The following is a 21,151-nucleotide window of genomic DNA, read 5'->3' as shown; positions in this document are numbered from 1 at the left end:
ATATTTATCGAGGGTATATTCATCTAGCGCTTTCTGGTATTGCCTTGCAGCTTAATACCCTATGGCTGTATTGAGTGCCAGCCACAATGAAAGTGGCACAAACAACAGCGCGCACAAGGTGCCTGCAACCACTTGTGCCGCCACCAGCTCGGGGTCTTGCTTGTATTGTTCGGCCAGTAGGTAGTTGAGCACCGCAGGCGGCAGGGCGCCAAATAGCAGCAAAATCCCAGCCTGTGCGTGTGGCAGCCAATGCGCCAGCGGCCAGGCCTGCGCCAGACCCACTACCGGGCACAAGATGCCGCCAAGCAAACCGGCACCCCAGCGGCTGACTTTGAATTGAGCCATGCGCACACCAAGCGCAAATAGCATCAGCGGAATGGCGATTTCACCCAGCATTTTGATGGGCTTGAGCAGCCAGTCGGCCAGCGTTAGCTGTGTATATTGCACCAGCAGTCCGGCCAATAATGCCCAGATCATTGGCGTTTTCAGTACATCGAGCAGTGGTGCTTGCCGATTGAATAATTTGATGCCCAGCGTGAAATGCAGCAAATTGATCAGCACAAAAATAGCCACCGCGCCTTGAAAATGGGCTTCACCAAACGCGAACAGCCACAGCGGCAGACCCATATTGCCGGTATTGGTGAACATTTGCGGTACGCTAAATGCCGCGGCGTTCAGGCCAGAGCGGCGCGCGACCAGATACGCGACCAGACCCGAGCCCAGTACGATGAGCGTGGCGCATAGCATCAGCGGCCAGTAGGTGAGTAGCGAGGCATTTTTACCGGCCATGGCGCTAAACACCAACAGCGGCGAGAGCAGATCAATATTGAGCCGGTTTGCCCCGCTCATGTCCACCGGCCGATGCCGCGCATAAGTCCAGCCAATCAGCACAATGATGAGTACAGGCGCGATAATCTGCAGCAGCGGATAGAGGGTGTGCACAGTCTCTCTCGTCGATTAACGCGCGCCGTAGACCATGCGTCTGGCAAAGCCTTTGCGCAGCCAGGCCAGCTGGTCAATCGCCAGTAACGCAACGCTGCGGGCGTGCTTCATCGGATAGGCGGGCGAGTCAAACACGCTGATCAGGCTGTCGGTAAAGGCAGTGACCAGCCCGGCATCGCGTGCTCTGAGCTGGCGATAGCGTTGCAGACTAGCCGCTTCGCCCAGCGCCGCTTTGGGTGTTTGTGCCAGCACGTGTGCCAGCGTTTCGGCGTCGCGCAGCCCCAGATTCAGGCCTTGTCCGGCCACCGGGTGCAGTGTTTGTGCCGCATTGCCAATCAACACCACGCGCTTGCCAACCACCGAGTTGAGCGTTTTTAAGGCCAGCGGCCAGCTGGCGCGTTCGCCAACGGCGCTAAATCCGCTGAGCCGGTCGGCAAAGCGCTGCTCCAGCTCGGCAATAAACGCCTCATCCGACAAGGCCAGGCGTGCGGCGGCTAGCTCCGGTGTTTGCGTCCAGACCAGGGTGTAATCCATACCATTAGGGAGTAATGCCAGTGGGCCATCATCAGCAAAGCGCTCGAAGGCAATGCCCCTATGAGGCTGCTTGGGAGTGACTTTGGCCAACACTGCATGCTGTTCATATGATTTAACGCTTTGCCGGATATCGTGCAATTGATCAATCAATTGCCCGCCATCGGCCAGCACCAGCAAGCGGCAGGTGAGCTGGTGCTCGGACTCGACCCCATGGTGCGAGGTCTGCAGTTTAACCTGCGTAAATCGGGCCATCTGCCGAACGCCACTCACCCGGGTGCCCAGCGCAAGCGGAGCCTGCCCTGCGGCAACGACGTCAAGCGCATGCTGCGCCAGCGCCTGATACGGCACGGTACAGCCCAGCTGTGGCAATTCAAGCTCGTCTGCCGTCAGCACCGTGCGCCCCAGCGTACCGGCCTGTGAGACATGCACGCGGGTGATCGGTGTTGCGCCCAGTTGGTCTGACCATAAGCCCGCCTGTTGCAATGCCACAATGCTCGAATGGGCAATGGCTAGCGCACGCGGGTCTTTGCCGATGTGTGATTTGGCTTCAACAAGCAAAACATCATGGCCACTGGCCGTCAGTTTTTGCGCCAGCAGCGCGCCCACCGGGCCGCCGCCAACGATCAGAATATCCAGATGGTGGGGGAGTCGTTCAATCAGCATGGTTGGTGTCCAGACGGTGCAAGTCGGAAAGCCGCCCATCTGGCTCGCGAACTCGAGGGCGAGCAGATGGGGGCTTTGGCGGCTATTTTACCGCCGGGTGCTATCAGCGGTGAATTATTTGCCCGCAGCCATCACCGCTTCGATGTCGGCAACGGTTTTGGGGCAGGCTGCAGTCAGATTTTCGTGACTCGTCGCATTAATGAGTACGTCGTCTTCAATGCGAATGCCGATGTGCTCAAACGCTTTAGGCACATTGGCAGCCGGGCGGATATAAAAACCCGGCTCGACCGTCATGACCATCCCGGCTTTTAGCTCACGCCATTGCCCATCGACTTTGTAAGCACCGACATCGTGCACGTCCAGCCCCATCCAGTGCCCGGTGCGGTGCATGTAAAACTGGCGATAGCTTTCGGTCTCGATGACTTCGTCTAGCGTGCCTTTGAGCAAGCCCAGATCAATCATGCCCTGCGCCAGTACCCGGGTGGCGGCATCGTGCGGGGCATTCCAGGTTTTGCCCGGTGCACATTGCTCCAGCGCAGCGTATTGCGCTGCCAGCGTGATCTCGTAAACGGCTTTCTGTTCGCTGCTAAAGCGGCCATTCACCGGGAAGGTGCGCGTAATGTCGCTGGCGTAGCCGTGCAATTCGCAGCCAGCGTCGATCAGTAATAAATCACCATCACGCAGCAAGCCGTTGTTCTCGCCATAGTGCAAGACGCAGGCGTTCGGGCCGCTGGCCACAATGCTGCCATAGGCCGGAAAACGGCTGCCCTGACGATAGTAATCATGTAGGATTTCCGCTTCGACCTGATACTCGAATTGATCCGGTTTGGTAAATTGCATGGCACGTATATGTGCCTGTGCATTGATGGATGCAGCCTGGCGCAAGATACCTACTTCAAAATCATTCTTGATCAGCCGCATTTCATCGACGACGCTACGCACGTCAACCACCGTAGCAGGGGCGCTGATTCCGGTGCGTACCAGCGAGCGTACACCGGTGAGCCAGCGGTTGATCTGGCGATCCCAGCGCATTTCCTTGGCCAGCGGGTAATAAATGCGCGGCTGGTTTTTCAATAGCTCGATCATACGGTTATCGAGCTCTTCCAGCGAATAGGCGGCGTCAAAACCAAAAGTGCTGGCGGCAGCGGCCGGGCCAAACCGGAAACCATCCCAGATTTCGCGTTCCTGATCTTTCGGCCGGCAGAACAGGATGTTCTCGACCTTGTTTTCACCAATGATTTGCACAAAAACCGCATCCGGTTCGGTAAAACCGGTGAGGTAGTAAAAGCTGGAGTCAAAACGGAATGGGTAGGTGGTGTCGGCGTTGCGGATGATTTCCTGCGTCGTCGGAATAATCACAATGCCTGGTGCCAGCTGCTGCGCCAACTGGGCCCGTCGCTGGATGCAGGTTTCGATAAGCGGTGTGTGTTGCATGACAAGGCCTTTGAATTGGCGATCAGGAAGGAGCAAATTATAAGGCCGCAATCGTGATTGCGGCCTGATTGTGCGACGAGAAAATGACTATCGCTTTACCTGATTGAAACGTTTGGTGTTTTCTGTGGCATCGGCATAGCCTTCCAGTTTTTCGCCAACCACCTGGTCAATATTATCGAGCCGCTCCTGCGGTGAAGGGTGGGTACTAAATAGCAGCGCCACCGTACTGTCGCTGGCGTTGACCGAACCGAGCAGCTGCAACACGCTGACCAGCGCATACGGGTTGTAGCCTGCGCGGGCAGCTAAAACCATGCCATTGACGTCGGCAACATACTCGTCATTTTTGTCCAGGCCTCGGACAAATATCTCAGATAGGGCTTTGCCGCCTTTTTCTCCGGCTTTGGCACCTGATTTGCTGCTATTGTAGTCGGCCACAATCGAGATCAAATCCGAGCCAGCCTGCTGACTTTTGCTGCTGATCAGCGCTTTGACATGGTGTTTTTGGGTTACATGGGTAATTTCATGCCCCAGAATGGCCGCCAGCTCAGCTTCGCTGCGGATGCGATCCCACAGCCCGCGCGTGATCAGGATGTATCCGCCAGCAGCGGCAAAGCTGTTGATATTCGGCGTATCAATGACGCCAAAACGCCAGTTCAGGTTTGGCTGTTCCGATTGCATGGCAACCCATAGCCCCACCTGGTTCACATAGCGCTGGACTTTGGCGTCGTTCATCAGCGGCGCAGCACCCAGCAGATTGGCCATCACATTGTGGCCAAGTGCTTCTTCCTGTTCGGGGGTCAGCCCTTTGACTGAGGTGTTGAGCGCCTCTCCAGCGTTGCTCAGGACGCTAAGGCCCTTCGATAGCGTATCGCCACTGAGCAGTTTGCCCAAATCCAGCGCGTGTGCCGGTGCTGATAAACTGGCCGTAATGGCCGCTGCTAGGGCAAACGGAAGTAAAAACTGTTTTTTCATGTTTAGCGCCTCCGTTCCTGGTAGATATTGCTGCCGGGTGCTGTTGTGGGGGTTGAATTGGCAAATGCGGGTACTTGCACTGCGATTAATTGATTGGCTTGCGCTGTTTTTTGCGCGTCAGCGCTATTGGCTGCATAGCTGCTCATTTTGGCGACTTCGGCCAGATTCGGGCGCGCATTCTGGATTTCTTCGGCCGACAGACCTTTGACGCCGGTGGTCACGGTTTTGCCCGATGATCCCGTTTTAATCACATTGGCCAGTGCTGTACTCGAGCTGGTGGTGCCGCTGCTGGTGCGCACATTGAGCAGCTTGATCCAGCCTGCTTGCCCGCTCGGCAATTTCACCTGCATCCACGCTCCTTTGCGTGACTGGATGTCAACCTGGGTGTTGCTGGATACATTACCCACTACGGCAGCATCGAGAAAAGGCTTGTCGCGTAAATCGGTTTTGCGGATCACCGTACCCGGCTCGGCCAGAGCAAGGCTGCTGAGCAGTAGTAGCGAATAAAACATTCGAGTCATAAATTCCCCTGCAAGCGGATAAGATAAAAAAATAGCTGGTTGTTTAAGCCTTTGGTGTATCGATTCGGTATATTGGTTCAAACAATTCAACGGCCTGTTCACGCCCCTTGACCGAGTAGGTGCCATGATCAATAAACTCGAATGGCGTATCGGTTTGCAGGCAGGCGTCTCTGCAATTTTCCGAGATCAGAATTCGAGCAACTCCCTTGGTGAGCCCTTCAATGCGGGAGGCTAAATTCACGCTATCACCAATCACCGTATAATCAAGCCTGGATTCCGAGCCAATAAAACCCACCACGGCCTTGCCGGTGTGCAAGCCAATGCCGACTTCAAATTCAACCTGGACTTCATGCAGCTGGGCGCGAAATGATTCTACTGCTTGCGCCATTTCCAGCGCAGCGGCGACGGCATGATTGGCGTGCTGTTCGTCTTGTGCCGGTGCGCCCCAGAATGCCATGATGGCGTCGCCAATAAATTTATCTAGCGTGCCGCCGTGTTTGAAAATAATGGCGACCTGCATTGAAAAATACCGATTAAGCAACTCAACCATAAATTCGGGTGGGTGATTCTCCGACAAAGTGGTAAAGCCGCGGATATCGGAAAACAGTACGGTCAGCTCGCGCGCTTCGGCTTTTTTATTCAGGTCAATCTCGCCACGCGCAATCAGCTCGCCAACGACACGCGAGTCAAGAAAACGTGAAAACATCGCCACGGCCTGTTCGCGGCTGGCCTTTTCCGATAAATAAGATAGCAATGCCGCCAGCCAGAAGTAAATCCACGACCACGCCAGCGGTGCAGCCAGCGGTAGAAACCAGTATTTTTTCAGCCCCAGCCAGGCAACAGCTATCGCAATTGCACTGATGCTCAGCAAAGCCGCAGCCAGCCAGAGCGTGTTTTTGCCCTTACTAAAACCGAGCATCAGCAAGGCGCTCAGAATGATCGCCACCAGCGCAAAAGGTTGGCGTGGCGGATCTCGCAGCCAGTCATCGTGTTGCAGATTGTCGATAGCGGTGGCAAGGATTTCAACGCCGGGATGGGTCTGGCTCAATGGCGTGGGCCGGAAATCCTGTAAGCCTGGCGCGGCAGTGCCAATAATCAGCGTTTTGCCGCGAAACTCGGTGGGGGAGCGCTTAGGGCTTGCGCTATTGGCGTCCAGATACAGGCTGGAGTATGAAATGTGCTGGCGCTGATATTGCCAATTGAGTCGGATTTTATCCTGCTGAACCGCTGGCCACTGAAAATCAAGTGCCAGCCGCTGTGGCAAGGAGGGAATTAACCAGCCGTCAATGGTTTCATGAATCAGATATTGTCGCCCGATGCCGTCGGCATCGTCGCTGAAGTTGATTAGGCCACCGCGCCAGGATGAACGATCAAGCACGGCTGGCAGCATCAGCGTCGCGCTCGCATCGGCTTTGGCCTTGGCTGTGGCAATCAGGCCGACGCTTTTGGGGAGTTCAGCGAGTCGGGTGCGGTTGCCGTCTGCGAGCAAGGTATGGGCAAAATATAAATTATGGTGCTGGGCTGCCGTTTGCCTGAATAAATCGTCCGATTCGGTGCCAAAGGTATCTGGCTCATTAAACATCATGTCAAACACGATGGCTTTGGGCTGCTGCGCGGCCAGATAATCGATCAGCTCGGCATGAATCGAGCGCGGCCAGGGCCATTTTCCGGCAACCTCGTTCATTTCCTCTAGGCTTTTCTGGTCAATATCAATGATCACGACATTGTCGCTGGCCACTCTGGTGTGCGCATGCCATTTGAGCATGACATCGCCTGCAGATAGATCGATACGGCGGCTGAAATTGAATACACCGTAGTCGAGTACCAGCAAAAGCAGCAATACAGCAAAGAGCGAAACAAAGGTGAGTCGTTGGCGCATGGCGGTAGGGCTGAGTCGGGGTAAGTCTTTATAACCCATTTATGCGCGGACAAAAAAGCAAAATCGCTGCGCAGCATACTGCAGCCGCGAAAACCGATGCCTTAATCGCAACGTGGGCCGTGCAGACCGGCAAAACACACCTGCAACATATGTTTGATGATCTGCTCATTATCGAGCTTGCTATAGCGTTGCAAAAATTCGACCGCCGGATCGCAAGTGCGCGAGTAATAGCTAAACAAAATCACGTCGCTGGGCAGGCTGGCGTCCAGATCACCACTTTTTTGCGCCTTGGCGACCAGTTTCTCCAGCTGGTAATTGAGTTTGAGCACCCGGCCGACGTATTTGAGGTTGCGCGTCAGCATATCGCGCACATGCGCGCTGGTGGATGGCAAAAACGGCATGCCGCCTTCCAGCCTGACCCGAAGCGCCCATTCGAGCATGGCGCTGAGCACTTCAATCGGTTTGAGGTCTTTATCGAGCTGATCCAGAAAGTCACCCGCACCATCGATCAGCCTGATCATGGCTTCGCCCACCAGATCTTCTTTGGATTTGAAGTGTTTGTACAGACTAGGTTTGGAGATGCCGACTGCGCTGGCGACATCGTCCATCGTCATCAAATCAAAACCCTTGTCTTTCAGGATCATCGTGGTCGCGTCGAGAATGGCATTTTCGCGCAATTTGAACGCCTGATCTTTAAAGCTTAGCTTGCCAAGTATACTCATCGGTCTATTTTGCTACTAATTAGTAGCTTTTATATTGAAGTAGTAGTAATGTTATCACTAGTGTATTCGTTTTGATACCGTAACGATGGATGAGCGGTCTATATGAACCAAGCAGCCAAACAACGCATTGCAGTGATCGGCTCGGGTATTTCCGGGCTGGCCAGCGCGTATTTACTGAATCGAGCCCATGATGTGGTGCTTTTCGAGGCTGGCAGTTATCTCGGCGGCCATACCAATACCGTTGAGGTCACGCTGGAAGGGCGCACAGCCCCGGTTGATACCGGCTTTCTGGTGTTTAACGAAAAAACCTACCCCAATCTGATTGCGCTGCTGGCCGAGCTAGGCGTGGGCAGCTATGCCACCGATATGTCGTTTGGTGTTTCGCTTGATGATGGGCAGCTGGAATGGGCCGGTACCAATCTCGATACGGTGTTTGCCCAGCGATGCAATCTGCTTTCGCCGCGTTTTATCGGCATGCTGCGCGATATTCTGCGCTTTAATGCCGCCGCGCCGGAAAACCTGCAAGCGTGCTTGCAAAGCCGTGCGACGCTGGGTCAATTGCTTGAATCCGGCCAGTATGGGGCAGCGTTTCGCGATGCCTATCTGCTGCCGATGGCTGCCGCGATCTGGTCCAGCTCGCCCAAGGATATTCTGGATTTTCCCGCCGCCACCTTTTTGCGTTTTTGCCTCAATCACGCGCTACTACAGGTCAACGACCGGCCACAATGGCAAACCGTGCAGGGCGGTGGGCGAGAATATGTGCGCAAAATCGCCGCCACGCTCGGCGATATTCGCCTCAATAGCCCGGTGAGCCGGATTGAGCGGACACCTGAGGGCGTGCTGGTTCACTTTGCGCAGCAGGGTGTGCAGCAGGCCGAATTGTTTGACGCGGTTATATTGGCCACGCATGCGCCGCAATCGCTGGCCATGCTGGCTGATGCCAGCGATGCCGAACGTGCGGTTCTGGCCGCAGTGCGCTATCAGCCCAATACCGCGGTGCTGCATACCGATATCAAACAACTGCCGCAACGGCGCAAAGTCTGGTCAGCATGGAATTATCTGGGCGGCGCTGCCGTATCGGGCGAGCGCCCGGTGTGCGTGAGTTATCTGCTCAATCAATTGCAGAATCTGCCATTTGAAACGCCAGTGGTGGTGACGCTCAATCCGTTTACGCCACCAGCGCCGGAGACCGTGCTGGCGCAATTTGATTATGAGCATCCGGTCTTTGATCAGGCTGCGATTGATGCGCAAGCACAACTTCCCGCCATTCAGGGGCTGGATCGGGTCTGGTTTGCCGGCGCCTGGACGGGTTACGGCTTTCACGAAGACGGACTTAAATCAGCCTTGCGGGTGGTGGCCGATTTTGGCCTGCTGCCCGATTGGGCGAAGGTGACATGATGGCCGCCGCTGCCTACTTGCTGCGCGGTCAGGTGATGCATGCCAGATTGCGGCCGATCATCAACCGCTTTGTGTATCCGGTGTTTTGCGTGCGGTTGAATCTGGCGCGGCTCACCGAGCTGCGCGGGCGCTGGTTTGGTGTCGATTGCGCGAGGACGGTCAGCGTACAAAGCCGTGATTATGGCCCGCGTGATGGCTCTGATTTGCTGCTCTGGATACGGCAAGTTTTGCGCGAACACGAACTGCCGCACGATGGTGAAGTCTGGTTGCAAACGTTTCCGCGCGTGCTGGGTTTTGTATTTAATCCGGTCAGTTTCTGGTATTGCCACGATGCAAACGGCGATTTGCGCGCCGTATTGGCTGAAGTGAATAACACCTTTGGTGATACGCATAGGTATTTGCTGGTAGCCCAGGCTGGTGCTGTAATTGATGAGCATACCCCCTTGCTATCGCGCAAGTTGATGCATGTATCGCCATTTTGCGCGGTGGCTGGTCATTATCAGTTCCGGCTGCGTGACACGGCCAGTACGGCTTTTGTGGGGATCGATTATTTCGATGATGCCGGTTTGCTGATTAAAACCGCCATCGGCGGGTACATGCAGCCATTAAATGATGCCAGCATGCTGCGCGCCTTGCTGGCTCAGCCACTGCTGACGCTGGGTGTTTTCGCCAAAATCCACTGGCAGGCAGTAAAACTGTGGTGCCAGAAAGTACCTTTTTACCGCCAGCCCCCGGCACCAGAGCCCAATCTCAGTTTTCAAACGCCGCTGAGCGTGAAAGCCAGCTTCGTGAATGATCGCAGTTTCAATGACCGCAATTTAGAGGAGCGTTCATCGTGAGCCAAACCCGCACCCTGACTATCACCGCCAACCGCAGCTTGCCCAATGCAGCCAGGTTGTTTTTGAAATTGCTCGGCCAATTGCGCCACGGCCATTTGCAGCTGATTACCCCGGAAGGCGAATGCATGACCTTCGGCGACTTGCACCAGCCGCCCAGCGCCACCTTGCAGATTAACGACTGGCGTGCCTGTGGCCGCATTATCAAAGCGGGCGATATCGGTTTTGCCGAAAGCTATGCTGCTGGCTGGATTGATAGCACGGATCTGACTTCAGTGTTGCGCCTGGCCATTCGCAATGAAGCGGTGCTTGAGCAAATGGTGTTTGGTGGCAAATGGGCCACGCTGTGGTATCGGCTCAAGCACTTGCTGCGCCCCAATACCCGCGAGGGCAGCCGAAAAAATATCCACGCGCACTACGACATCGGCAATGATTTTTACCGCCTGTGGCTTGATCCGAGCTGGACGTATTCCAGCGCGATTTTTGCTGGCGATTTTGCCCAGTCGCTGCAAAGTGCCCAGCAGCGCAAATACCAGCGCATTATTGATGAGCTGGGTTTGCGCGCCGGGCACCGGGTGCTGGAAATCGGCTGCGGTTGGGGCGGTTTTGCCGAGCACGCCAGCCGGCTCGGGATTCATGTGCATGGCGTGACCATTTCGCCCGCGCAGCTACAGATTGCGCAAGCACGAATCGATGCGCAGGGGCTCAACAGATTGGCCGATCTGCAAATCTGCGACTACCGCGATTTGTCCGGCCAATACGATGCGATTGTGTCGATTGAAATGTTCGAGGCGGTGGGCGAGCGCTTCTGGGCGCAGTATTTTGCCACCGTGGCTGCGCGGCTCAAGCCCGGCGGTCGGGCGCTGATTCAGACCATCACCATTGATGAGCGCTATTTCGAGCGCTATCGCAGCAGCACCGACTTTATCCAGCAATATATTTTCCCCGGCGGCATGCTGCCCAGCCCCGAGCGTTTTGTCGGCAAGGCCGAACGCTCAGGCTTGAAAACGCTGGATCAATACCGTTTTGGCCGTGACTACGCCGAAACACTACGCCGCTGGCTGGCTGATTTTGAAGCGCAGCACAACACCATCCGCGAGCAGGGTTTTGACGAATCGTTTATGCGGATCTGGCGGCTGTACCTGACTTATTGCGAAGCAGGCTTTGATGAGGGGCGAACTGATGTTATTCAATTCCTATTACAGAAAAGCCGTTAATACCAGGCTGGGTATAGCGCTGAAGCGTATATTCATTGCTGCCTTAATGACAATACCCCTTGTGCAGGTGGCGCATGCCAATGCCTGGCGCGAGCCAATCCCGCAGGCGCGCGCGATTGGCAGTGGCGATCTGCGCTGGTTCGGGCTGAAAATCTACACCGCCCGGCTCTGGAGCGAGCAAAGCCGTTTTGACCCAGCCGCACCCGCAGCGCCGTTTGCGCTGGAGCTGACCTACCACCGCAGCATTAGCCGCGAGCAGTTTGTAAAAACCAGTCTGGACGAAATCACCCGACTGTTTGGCAACCGCTATCCGGCCGCCACGCTCAAGCGCTGGGAAGCCGAAATGCAGCGCGCATTTACCGATGTGAAGGAGGGCGACCAGCTGATCGGCGTCTATCTGCCCAATGCGGGCTGCCGTTTTTATAGCCGCAGTCAATTGCTGGCTGAAATTCGTGACCCGGAATTTGCCAAAGCCTTTTTCGCCATCTGGTTTGACGAGCGCACCAAGGACAGCGGTTTACGCGCGCAGCTGATCGGGGGCCGGTGATGAGCCAGGCAACACATCCGGATGGCGCACCGTCGCAGCTGACCTCGCCTCTGGCATCTGAGTCAGCAAGTGCCGAATCCCAGCCTGCATCCCATTCGAGATTTTCTCTTGCAGCGTATGGCGCGCTGGGGCTGCCGCTGGCGATGTCGGCATTGCCGGTGTATGTGCAGATACCGGCGTATTACAGCACGCATCTGGGGCTGGCTTTGGCGGGCACCGGCTGGGTGCTGTTTCTGGCGCGCCTGATCGATACCGTGCAGGACCCGTGGCTGGGGCGCTGTATTGATCGCCTGCAGGGGCGACAGCTTAATCTGTGGCTGATCGTGGGCGCGCTCTTGCTAGTGCTGGCCTTTGCCGGATTATGGTTGCCGCAAGTCAGTGGGGGGTATCTCACGCTATGGCTTGCTGTGATGCTGGTTGTGGCCTATACGGCGCACAGTATGCTCAATATTGCCTATCTGGCCTGGGGTGCCAAGCTGGGCCAGGAGCAGCAATTGCTTGGCGCAGCAGGCTGGCGCGAGGGGGCGGGCCTGTTGGGCGTAATTGTGGCCAGTGTCTTGCCAAGCGCGATCATGAACTTGCCACGGGAAGCGTTAAGTCATGGATTTGCCTGGTATAGCCTGGCCTTTGCGCTGTTCGTCGCACTGGCTCTCACCGCTTTGCTGCGCGGCGCACCACGCTGGCACAAAGCACCATCATCAACATTGAGCTGGTCGCAAGCGCTGCAGTTGATGCGGCAGAACACGGCATTTACGCGGCTGCTATGGCCGTATAGTTTGAATGCCATTTCTGTTGCTATTCCGGCAACGCTGGCGCTGTTTTTTATCAACGATCGCATCGGCGCGCCGCAATGGGCCGGGGCTTTTCTGGCTGCCTACTTTATTGCCGCCGCGCTAGGGCTGCCGATCTGGGTACGCATCGCCAAGGTTCGCGGTGTGTTGTGCACGTGGCGGCTGGGCATGCTGCTGGCAATTCTGAGTTTTTGCGGCGCCAGCCTGCTGGGGCAGGGCGACACCACGGCCTATCTGCTGGTCTGCATCGCGGCTGGTTTGGCGCTGGGTGCGGATTTAGCCCTGCCGCCCGTACTGCTGGCCAGACTCATCCCCGATGATCAAGCAGCGGCCACTTATTACGGCGTCTGGACTTTGCTCGGCAAGCTGGCGCTGGCCTTGTCCGGTCTGGCTTTGCCGCTGCTGGCGATTTTGGGGTATACGCCCGGAGCGCCTGCTGGTGCTGAGCTGGCGTGGGTATACGCCGGGCTTCCCTGTCTTTTCAAACTGCTGGCCTTGGTGATGCTGCGCAGCGGCTTGACCAACAATCTGAAGGAGCAAACACCATGAATCTGAACCGGATTAAAACCGCCTTGTTGGCCGCCAGCTGTGGCCTGCTCACCGCTTGCGCCTCGCCCGATGTCAGCCATTATCAGCAGGCCGAGCCCAAGCTTGATCTGGCGCGTTATTTTGTTGGTACAACCGATGCGTGGGGCATGTTCCAGAAGCGCAGCGGCGAGGTGGTCAAGCGTTTTCATGTCGAGATCACCGGCACGCAGCGCGATGGCAAGCTGGTACTGGACGAGCGTTTCAGCTACGACGATGGCAGCAAGGATCAGCGGGTGTGGACGTTGACCCAGCAAGCCGATGGCAGCTGGCGCGGTACGGCAGCGGATGTGAAAGGCGAAGCCACGGGTAAGGTGGCCGGTAATGCGCTCAACTGGCAATACACCCTGCTGCTGCCCGTGGATGGCAAAACCTATGAAGTCCAATTTGACGACTGGATGTTTCTGCTGGACGAACATTCGATGATCAATCGCGCCAGCATGCGCAAATTCGGTTTCGAGCTGGGGCAGGTGACACTGTTCTTCAAGAAAAGGAGCTAGGCTATGTTCAATGCCATGAATAAGCCGATTTCCAGCTGGCGTGGGCTGCGCGTCTGGCTGATAGGTGCTTCCAGCGGGATTGGTGCTGCGCTGGCGCAACAATTGCTGGCACTAGGCGCGATTGTCACGCTCAGTGCTCGGCGTGAGCCTGCGCTGCGGCAATTGGCCGCGGCCCACGGTCAGGAACAGGCGCATGTCCTGGCTTTTGACGCGATCGAGCCTGCTGCCTGGCCGCAGGCCTATCAGAGCGTGTGCCAGAACATGGGTGAACCCGATCTAGTGCTGTTTTGTGCGGCTGATTATTGCCCCGAGCGCGTCTGGGAAGTAAGCGCCGCCCGTGCCGGGCAAACGCTTGATATCAATCTGCTCAGTGCCTACCGCGCCATCGAGACCATCTTGCCCGCCATGCTGGCGCGGGGACACGGCGGTATCGGGCTGATCGCGAGCGTGGCCGGGTATATGGGCCTACCCAATGCCAGCGTTTATGGTCCCAGCAAGGCGGCGCTGATCAATCTGGCCGAGATTTTATACAGCGATCTGCACCCGAAAGGCCTGAGTGTTTATCTGATCAATCCGGGCTTTGTGCAAACCAGTCTGACGGCTAAAAACGACTTCACCATGCCCGCGCTGCAAACGCCCGAACAGGCGGCTGCGGCCATCATGCGGGGGATGGCTGCCGGGGATTTTGAAATCCATTTTCCGCGCCGCTTTACACAAACCATGAAACTGATCCAGCTTTTGCCGTATCGTTGGCGTTTCGCCTTGTTCGAGCGCTATCTGAAACTCTCATGATGCCTATTAAAATCGACGAATTACTCGCCTGGTATGAGTGCATTTGCCCCGAAACGCTTGATCAAGTTGCCCACTTTTATCAGCCGCAGGCTAGATTTAAAGACCCGTTTAACGATGTGGTGGGGCAGGCGGCGATCCGGAGTATTTTTGCGCACATGTTTGCTACCACTAGCAATCCGCGCTTTGTGATTGGCGAGCGGCTGGTGCAAGGACAGCAGGCCTTTGTGACCTGGGTGTTTGCCTTTGAACTCAAAGGCAAAAGCTACCGGATTGAAGGCGGCTCGCATCTGATGTTTGGCGACGATGGGCGCGTGCTAAATCACCGTGATTACTGGGATGCAGCCGAAGAATTACTGCAAAAGCTGCCTGTGATCGGCTGGCCTATCCGCTGCTTGCGAGGCCTGTTTGCGGTGCATGGCGAATAAGGAACTTAGTACTATCCCGACTGCTAAATATTAGTATTTCATTATTGATCCTCCTCGCGTATAGTCGCCACAGTCGTAAGGTGAATACTTACAACTGTGTCGGCTGCTCAGTCTGCTTCGCAAAGCAAGCAACTCCAAGCTAGTTTCAGGCAGTTCCTGGACTGAAAGGCCACTCATTTGCGAACAGGAGTATCCCGATTGAAGTACATGTTTTGCCTGACGCTACTGCTGGCGACGCAGCTGGCCTGGGCTGAAATCCTGCTGGCGGTGCCGCGGGATGTGATTCTGGATTACCAAAAACTGCTGCGGCACCGCGATATTCTGGATGTCCGAGAGTACAGCGGTGTGGGGGCGCGGCGCGATACTGTCGAGCTGGTGCTGTTTCAGCAGGCGCTGATGCGCGGCGGGCTGGACGAGCGGGTGCGACTGATTCCGGTGGATAGTTATGCGCGTATTCTGGTTGAAGTCGAAGCGGGTAATGTCACCGCCAGCGGTACGTCGGTCTGGGCTAGCGACGTGCAGCAAACCCGGGCACGCATGTCGGTGCCATTGATACGCGATGGCGAATACGTCGTGGGCTTTTATATGGCCGAGGGGCATCCGGGCCTGCGCGGTGCGTCGCTCAAGGATATGCGCACCATGACGGTGGTGACCAACAGGGCATGGAAAAACGATGTGGCGACGCTGGAAAGCCTTGGCATGAACAAAATTGAAAGCGCCCCTACATTTGCCATGATTGCCAAAATGCTCAAGGGCGGGCGCGGCGATTTTACGCTGTCCTCATTCAAAGCATCGCCCGATATGTCGTTTGAGGTTGAAGGCGCGCGTCTTTTTCCTGTCAAGGGCATGAAGGTGGCGATGCCGGGATCGCGGCATTTCCTGGTCTCGCCAACGGGGCATGGTGCCGTGGTGTTTGAAGCGCTGAATAAAGGGCTTAGCCAGATGCGTCGCGATGGCACCCTGCGCCGTGCATATACCGAAGCTGGCTTTTTCAATGCACGGGTTGAATCATGGACACTGGTTAATCCGCAGGCATTTTTACTGCAGGATCGATAAGCTTGTTGTTGCTGTGTCGATGTGCGTATCCGTTAAAAAAGGGGCAAAAGCCCCTTTTTTAACGCAGGTGATCCGCTTACTTGATTAGAATGCCGGAACGATGGCGCCTTGGTATTTGGTTTCGATGAATTTCTTCACCGCTGGTGATTTAAGCGCGGCAGCCAGCTTTTTCACTGCTGCTGCGTCTTTATTATCGGTACGCGTGACCAGAATATTCACGTAGGGCGATTCTTTGCCTTCAATGGTCAGCGCATCCTTGCTTGGGTTGAGTTTGGCTTCCAGTGCGTAATTGGTGTTGATCAGCGCCAGATCAACCTGATTCAGAATGCGTGGCAGCGTGGCCGCTTCCAGCTCTTTGAATTTCAGCTTTTTCGGGTTGGCTGCAATGTCTTTGCTCGTGGCGAGGATGTTCTTTTTATCTTTCAGCGTAATCACACCGGCTTTATCGAGTAGCAGGAGCGCGCGCCCGCCGTTGGTCGCGTCATTCGGGATCGCGACCGTCGCGCCTTCTTTCAGCTCTGCGAGTTTTTTTACTTTGCTTGAATACGCGCCAAAGGGCTCAACGTGAACACCGGCAACACTCACCAGCGTGGTGCCTTTGCCTTTGTTAAATTCGTTCAGGTAAGGCTGGTGCTGGAAGAAATTGGCGTCGAGTTTTTTCTCGGCGACCTGAATATTGGGTTGTACGTAGTCGGTAAAGACTTTCACATCCAGCTCAACACCTTGCTTGGCCAGCGTTGGCTTGATGAATTCCAGAATTTCAGCGTGCGGTACTGCAGTAGCGCCGACGCTCAGTTTATCTGCGGCAAAACTGCCTGCGCTCAGCAAGACACCAGCGGCGGCAAATAGGGAAATGGCTTTCTTCATGGTTTCATTCCTTTTGGGAGGGTATGTGTTTGTACTCTTTTGGAGCTATGCTCTGCATGGATATACCCCGTGAAGGGTGTATTAAGTACAGAGTATCACTACGTAATTTAAATACTAAATACCAATTGCTTCTATCTATATGAGAATGCTGCTAAGTGGCTAAGCATAAGACGCGATATAAAAACCTTGGCCTTCTCTTTGGCGCAGCCAAGCTTTAGCGGCGGCTGAAGTGTTGCACCAGCCTGTCGCCCACCATCTGCAAAACCTGCACCAGCACCAGTAGTAGTACGACGGTGACCACCATGACGTCGGTCTGAAAGCGCTGATAGCCGAACCGAATCGCCAGATCGCCCAGCCCGCCACCGCCAATCACCCCTGACATTGCCGCGTAAGACACCAGTGTGATCGCGGTGACGGTGATGGCGGCCATGATGCCGGGCATCGCTTCGGGCAGCAGCGCTTTAATCACAATCTGGCGGGTGCTTGCGCCCATCGCCTGTGTGGCTTCGATAATGCCACGATCCACCTCGCGCAGCGCAGTTTCCACCAGCCGTGCAAAGAAGGGCGTCGCACCGACGACCAGCGGCGGAATCGCGCCCGCGACACCGAGCGAAGTGCCGGTAAGCAGCACGGTAAACGGAATCATGATAATCAGCAGAATCACAAAAGGCACCGAGCGCAGCACGTTGACGATAAACGATAAAACGCCGTACACCACGGGCTGCTCAAGTAGCTGTTTTTTGCCGGTCAGAAACAGCAGTATGCCCAGCGGCAAGCCCAGAATCAGCGTAAACAGCAGCGAGCCGCCGAGCATGCTCAGCGTGTCGACGCTAGCCATGCCAATATCGGCCCAGTCAATATTGCTCATCAAATCATTCAAGATGGTACTCATTGGCGCAGCTCCTCAACCACAATGCCTTCATCAGTCAGGCGCGACAGCAGTTCATCCACTTGCGAGCCCACCAGTGCCAGCGTGAGCTGGCCGCAAGGCGTGGTTTTGATGCGCTCGATCCGCCCAGCCAGGATTGAGAAATCCACGGCAAGCTGGCGCGCCAGCGCGCTCAGGTGCGATTGATAAGTGGATTCCCCTTTGAAGGTCAGCCGCACAATTTTGCCGGGTACATGGGCAAAATCGTCCGCTTCGGCGCTTTCATCGACATGCTCGCTTTCATATACAAAGCGCCGCGTAGTGGGATGCTTGGGATGTAAAAACACATTGGTGACCGGTCCCAGCTCGACAATTTCGCCACCATCAATCACGGCAACGCGGTCGCAAATGCTACGGATAACATTCATTTCATGCGTAATCAGCACGATAGTCAGCTTGAGTTGCTGATTGATTTCCAGCAGCAGCTGCAGCACTGACGCCGTCGTTTGCGGGTCAAGCGCGCTGGTGGCTTCGTCGCACAGCAGTAATTTGGGCTGGTTGGCCAGCGCGCGGGCGATGCCGACGCGCTGTTTCTGGCCGCCGGATAATTGGGCCGGGTATTTATTGGCGTGATCCGCCAGCCCAACTAGCTCGAGCAATTCGGCCACACGTGCGTTGATGGCGGCCTGATCGAGCTCGCCCGCCACTTGCAGCGGGAAGGCGACGTTCTGGGCGACCGTTTTGCTCATCAGCAGATTGAAATGCTGAAAAATCATGCCGATTTTTTGTCGTGACTTGCGCAGCGCATCGCTTGATAGCTGGGTCAGGTCGACATCATCGAGTAAAACACGGCCACCACTAGGGCGTTCAAGCAGATTGATAAGTCGAATTAAGGTCGATTTTCCGGCACCAGAATGACCAATCACGCCAAAAATTTCACCTGCTGCGATTTGCAGGTCTATGCGTTTAAGCGCAGGGATATCGCGCCCATCGACGCGATAAGATTTGCTGAGATTTTCTAATACAATCACGGAATGCCTTTATGTACCTGTTTAATTGATTATTTCGCAAGCATCGGCGTTCAACAAGGTACTAATTACTTGTCATGAAGTGCCGCAGTACGGCCACAATTCGTTCAAGATCTGCGTGCTCGATTTGCCAGTGCGTCACCAGCCGCATCCAGCCTTCTTCAGGCGGGTTTACTTTGATCTGTGCCGCGGCAAAGGCGGCGGTGAGCGCTGCCGCGTTGATGTCGCGGGTGAACCTGAACCACACCATATTGATTTGCACGCTGGCCAGATCGATCTCGATACCGTCAATCCGGCTAAGTTGCTGCGCTAGCGCCTGAGCATTGGCGTGATCTTGCCCCAGACGCAGGCTCATCTCATTGAGCGCGATTAAACCCGGTGCGGCCAACACCCCCGCCTGGCGTAAACCGCCGCCCAGCATTTTGCGCAAACGGCGGGCGCGGGAGATAAAGTCGTTTGTTCCGGCCAGAATCGAGCCCACTGGTGCGGCCAGGCCTTTGCTCAGGCAGCACATCACCGTATCGCAATATTGCGTGATTTCTTTTGCATCCACACCCAGATGTGTGGCGGCATTAAAAATGCGCGCGCCATCCAGATGTAGCGGGATACCTTTGCTCTGCGCCACCTGCCAGATGGCCTGCATATTCGAGAGTGGAATCACGCGGCCATTCGAGTGGGCGTTCTCCAGGCAGATCAGGCCGGTTTTAGGTTCGTGAATATCAATTCCGTAGCGGATTTTGCGCCCGATTGCGGCCGGGTCAAGCTGGCCCAGGTGGCTTTCCAGCGTGCGCAGCTGCACGCCACCGATCACGGCACTGCCGCCGGCTTCGTGCCAGACAATATGGCTGTCGTCCCCCACAATGACTTCGTTGCCGCGCTGGCAATGCGTCAGAATGGCCAGCTGATTGCCAAATGTACCCGTTGGGACAAACAATGCGGCCTCTTTGCCCAGGCGGCTGGCGCTTGCCTGCTCAAGTGCAATGACGGTGGGGTCATCGCCATAGACATCATCGCCAACAATGGCCTGCGCCATGGCCTGGCGCATGGCATCGGTGGGCTGTGTCACAGTGTCGCTGCGTAGATCGAGTATTTTCATGGCGCAATGCTTTGAGTTGAACAATGATTGTGACTATTGAGCGGGCTACTGACTATAGCCGATATTCCTAATTCGGATAGATCGGCGCAGATTGTGCGAAAATAGCGATGATGAAGACGACCATTTCAAATTCCATTCCAAATCCCATTTCAAATACCAACGCCAATCACTCTCTGCTGGTGCGCAGTATGGCGGCGGTCTGGCATCCGTGCACTCAAATGAAGCGCCATGAAACCCTGCCGCTGGTGCCTATTGCCCGTGCTGATGGTGTCTGGCTCACCGATTGCAACGGTCATCGTTTTATCGACGGAGTTTCAAGCTGGTGGGTGAATCTGTTTGGCCATAACGAGCCACGGATCAAGGCGGCGATCAGTCGGCAGATGGATACGCTCGAGCATGTCATGCTGGCCGGTTTTACGCATGAGCCGGTGGTGGCACTTTCCGAGCAATTGGGTGAGCTGACCGGTTTAGGCCATGCTTTTTATGGCTCGGATGGCGCTTCGGCGACCGAAATCGCCTTGAAAATGGCCGCGCATTACTGGCGCAATCTGGGGCGTGAAGGCAAAAACCGCTTTGTGTATCTGGCCGATAGTTATCACGGCGAAACGGTCGGCGCCCTGTCGGTGACTGATGTGCCGATTTTTCGCACCGCCTACGCGCCCCTGGTGCGTGAGAACTTTGCCGTGATGAGTCCGGACCCGCGGCTGGCTGCCGAGGGCGAATCGGCCGCCGATTACACGGCGCGCGCGCTGGCTGATCTGGAGCGCGTATTGCAAGCGCATGCTGATGAAATCGCCGCGCTGATTGTCGAGCCGCTGATACAGGGGGCGGTGGGTATGGCGATGTATGCACCGGAGTACCTGGCTCAGGCGCGTATACTCTGCGATCAATATCAGGTCTTACTGATCGCTGACGAAATTGCCGTGGGCTTTGGCCGAACCGGCACGATGTTTGCCTGCGAGCAGGCCGGTATCAAACCTGATCTGATTTGCCTGTCCAAAGGCATTACAGGCGGCTATCTGCCACTGGCGGTGGTGCTCTGTACCGATGCCATTTATCAGGCCTTTTATGCGGACGACAGCTCACGCGCTTTTTTGCATTCGCACTCGTATACCGGCAATGCATTGGCGTGCGCAGCGGCGCTGGCCACGCTGCAGATTTTTCGCGATGACGACGTGATTGTGCAAAACCGCAGCAAAGCGGCTGCGATGAATCAGGTGTTTGCGCCGCTGATGGCACACCCGCGCATCAGGCACTGGCGGCATCGAGGTATGATCTGGGCCTTTGATGTAATTGACGCACCCGCCGGATTTGCACAGAAATTCTTTCAAAACGCTTTAAATGCAGGAGTTTTGCTGCGCCCGGTGGGAAATACGGTATATTTTATGCCGCCGTATATTATCGATTTGGCACAGGCTGAAATGATGGCAAATGCCGCTCTTCGCGCTCTGGATCGCAGTTTGATCAGTGATTAATTG

21 protein-coding genes are annotated in these 21,151 nt (G+C 55.8%); 10 read left to right on the top strand and 11 right to left on the bottom strand.

Annotation, left to right across the window (positions count from 1 at the left end):
* Positions 1 to 51: 51 nt before the first annotated feature.
* The 7 genes from FLS37_RS14330 to FLS37_RS14300 form a co-directional block, all read right to left on the bottom strand.
* On the bottom strand, positions 52 to 942 hold the full coding sequence (locus tag FLS37_RS14330) for an AEC family transporter (protein WP_232522625.1): 891 nt from the start codon (positions 940 to 942) through the stop codon (positions 52 to 54).
* A gap of 15 nt (positions 943 to 957) precedes the next feature.
* Positions 958 to 2,139, bottom strand: a complete 1,182-nt coding sequence (locus FLS37_RS14325; RefSeq protein ID WP_157670655.1) for an FAD-dependent monooxygenase — start codon at positions 2,137 to 2,139, stop codon at positions 958 to 960.
* 114 nt (positions 2,140 to 2,253) lie between these two features.
* Positions 2,254 to 3,573, bottom strand: coding sequence for a Xaa-Pro aminopeptidase (gene pepP / locus FLS37_RS14320; RefSeq protein ID WP_157670654.1), 1,320 nt, complete (start codon positions 3,571 to 3,573; stop codon positions 2,254 to 2,256).
* Positions 3,574 to 3,660: 87 nt separating this feature from the next.
* On the bottom strand, positions 3,661 to 4,545 hold the full coding sequence (locus FLS37_RS14315; protein WP_157670653.1) for a M48 family metalloprotease: 885 nt from the start codon (positions 4,543 to 4,545) through the stop codon (positions 3,661 to 3,663).
* A gap of 2 nt (positions 4,546 to 4,547) precedes the next feature.
* The gene (locus FLS37_RS14310; protein ID WP_157670652.1) at positions 4,548 to 5,066 is read right to left on the bottom strand and encodes an SH3 domain-containing protein; all 519 of its coding nucleotides are present in this window, start codon (positions 5,064 to 5,066) and stop codon (positions 4,548 to 4,550) included.
* A gap of 43 nt (positions 5,067 to 5,109) precedes the next feature.
* Entirely contained in the window at positions 5,110 to 6,945 is a 1,836-nt protein-coding gene (locus tag FLS37_RS14305) for a CHASE2 domain-containing protein (protein ID WP_198314649.1), read from the bottom strand.
* A gap of 101 nt (positions 6,946 to 7,046) precedes the next feature.
* Complete coding sequence (locus FLS37_RS14300) at positions 7,047 to 7,667, bottom strand: TetR/AcrR family transcriptional regulator (RefSeq protein WP_157670650.1); 621 nt, start codon at positions 7,665 to 7,667, stop codon at positions 7,047 to 7,049.
* Between the two features lie 102 nt (positions 7,668 to 7,769).
* Here FLS37_RS14300 and FLS37_RS14295 point away from each other — a divergent pair, with 102 nt between their 5' ends.
* From FLS37_RS14295 to FLS37_RS14255, 9 genes are all read left to right on the top strand, one after another.
* Complete coding sequence (locus FLS37_RS14295; protein ID WP_157670649.1) at positions 7,770 to 9,065, top strand: NAD(P)/FAD-dependent oxidoreductase; 1,296 nt, start codon at positions 7,770 to 7,772, stop codon at positions 9,063 to 9,065.
* Positions 9,062 to 9,904 (top strand): DUF1365 domain-containing protein, encoded by an 843-nt coding sequence (locus FLS37_RS14290; protein WP_232522623.1) that lies wholly within the window; start codon positions 9,062 to 9,064, stop codon positions 9,902 to 9,904. The genes FLS37_RS14295 and FLS37_RS14290 overlap by 4 nt, the downstream gene beginning before the upstream one ends.
* Complete coding sequence (locus tag FLS37_RS14285; protein ID WP_157670648.1) at positions 9,901 to 11,118, top strand: cyclopropane-fatty-acyl-phospholipid synthase family protein; 1,218 nt, start codon at positions 9,901 to 9,903, stop codon at positions 11,116 to 11,118. The genes FLS37_RS14290 and FLS37_RS14285 overlap by 4 nt, the downstream gene beginning before the upstream one ends.
* Positions 11,119 to 11,164: 46 nt before the next feature.
* Positions 11,165 to 11,665, top strand: coding sequence for a chalcone isomerase family protein (locus FLS37_RS14280; protein ID WP_157670647.1), 501 nt, complete (start codon positions 11,165 to 11,167; stop codon positions 11,663 to 11,665).
* Entirely contained in the window at positions 11,665 to 13,005 is a 1,341-nt protein-coding gene (locus FLS37_RS14275; protein ID WP_157670646.1) for an MFS transporter, read from the top strand. Before FLS37_RS14280 ends, FLS37_RS14275 begins: the two co-directional genes overlap by 1 nt.
* Entirely contained in the window at positions 13,002 to 13,541 is a 540-nt protein-coding gene (locus FLS37_RS14270) for a DUF3833 domain-containing protein (RefSeq protein WP_157670645.1), read from the top strand. The genes FLS37_RS14275 and FLS37_RS14270 overlap by 4 nt, the downstream gene beginning before the upstream one ends.
* Before the next feature lie 3 nt (positions 13,542 to 13,544).
* Positions 13,545 to 14,333 (top strand): SDR family NAD(P)-dependent oxidoreductase, encoded by a 789-nt coding sequence (locus FLS37_RS14265; protein ID WP_198314648.1) that lies wholly within the window; start codon positions 13,545 to 13,547, stop codon positions 14,331 to 14,333.
* Positions 14,330 to 14,758 (top strand): nuclear transport factor 2 family protein, encoded by a 429-nt coding sequence (locus FLS37_RS14260; RefSeq protein WP_232522622.1) that lies wholly within the window; start codon positions 14,330 to 14,332, stop codon positions 14,756 to 14,758. The genes FLS37_RS14265 and FLS37_RS14260 overlap by 4 nt, the downstream gene beginning before the upstream one ends.
* A gap of 198 nt (positions 14,759 to 14,956) precedes the next feature.
* Positions 14,957 to 15,814 (top strand): hypothetical protein, encoded by an 858-nt coding sequence (locus FLS37_RS14255; protein ID WP_157670644.1) that lies wholly within the window; start codon positions 14,957 to 14,959, stop codon positions 15,812 to 15,814.
* A gap of 84 nt (positions 15,815 to 15,898) precedes the next feature.
* On the opposite strand, the gene FLS37_RS14250 is transcribed toward FLS37_RS14255, so the two are convergent.
* From FLS37_RS14250 to ltaE, 4 genes are all read right to left on the bottom strand, one after another.
* Positions 15,899 to 16,681: a MetQ/NlpA family ABC transporter substrate-binding protein gene (locus FLS37_RS14250; RefSeq protein WP_157670643.1), complete on the bottom strand. Its 783-nt coding sequence runs from the start codon at positions 16,679 to 16,681 to the stop codon at positions 15,899 to 15,901.
* A gap of 214 nt (positions 16,682 to 16,895) precedes the next feature.
* On the bottom strand, positions 16,896 to 17,573 hold the full coding sequence (locus FLS37_RS14245; protein WP_157670642.1) for a methionine ABC transporter permease: 678 nt from the start codon (positions 17,571 to 17,573) through the stop codon (positions 16,896 to 16,898).
* A complete protein-coding gene (locus FLS37_RS14240) occupies positions 17,570 to 18,580 on the bottom strand; it encodes a methionine ABC transporter ATP-binding protein (RefSeq protein WP_157670641.1) in 1,011 nt (336 codons plus the stop codon). Before FLS37_RS14240 ends, FLS37_RS14245 begins: the two co-directional genes overlap by 4 nt.
* A gap of 61 nt (positions 18,581 to 18,641) precedes the next feature.
* Positions 18,642 to 19,673, bottom strand: coding sequence for a low-specificity L-threonine aldolase (gene ltaE / locus FLS37_RS14235; RefSeq protein WP_157670640.1), 1,032 nt, complete (start codon positions 19,671 to 19,673; stop codon positions 18,642 to 18,644).
* Between the two features lie 107 nt (positions 19,674 to 19,780).
* Between ltaE and FLS37_RS14230 the strand changes: the two genes are divergently transcribed.
* Positions 19,781 to 21,148 carry an adenosylmethionine--8-amino-7-oxononanoate transaminase gene (locus FLS37_RS14230; RefSeq protein WP_308418767.1) on the top strand — a complete coding sequence of 456 codons (1,368 nt, stop codon included), beginning with the start codon at positions 19,781 to 19,783 and terminating at the stop codon, positions 21,146 to 21,148.
* Positions 21,149 to 21,151: the final 3 nt, after the last annotated feature.

The organism is Chitinibacter sp. GC72 (assembly GCF_009760905.1).
Taxonomy (GTDB): Bacteria; Pseudomonadota; Gammaproteobacteria; order Burkholderiales; family Chitinibacteraceae; genus Chitinibacter.
The sequence above is the reverse complement of the archived record's forward strand: the minus strand, read 5'-3'. Positions and strand labels throughout refer to the sequence as shown.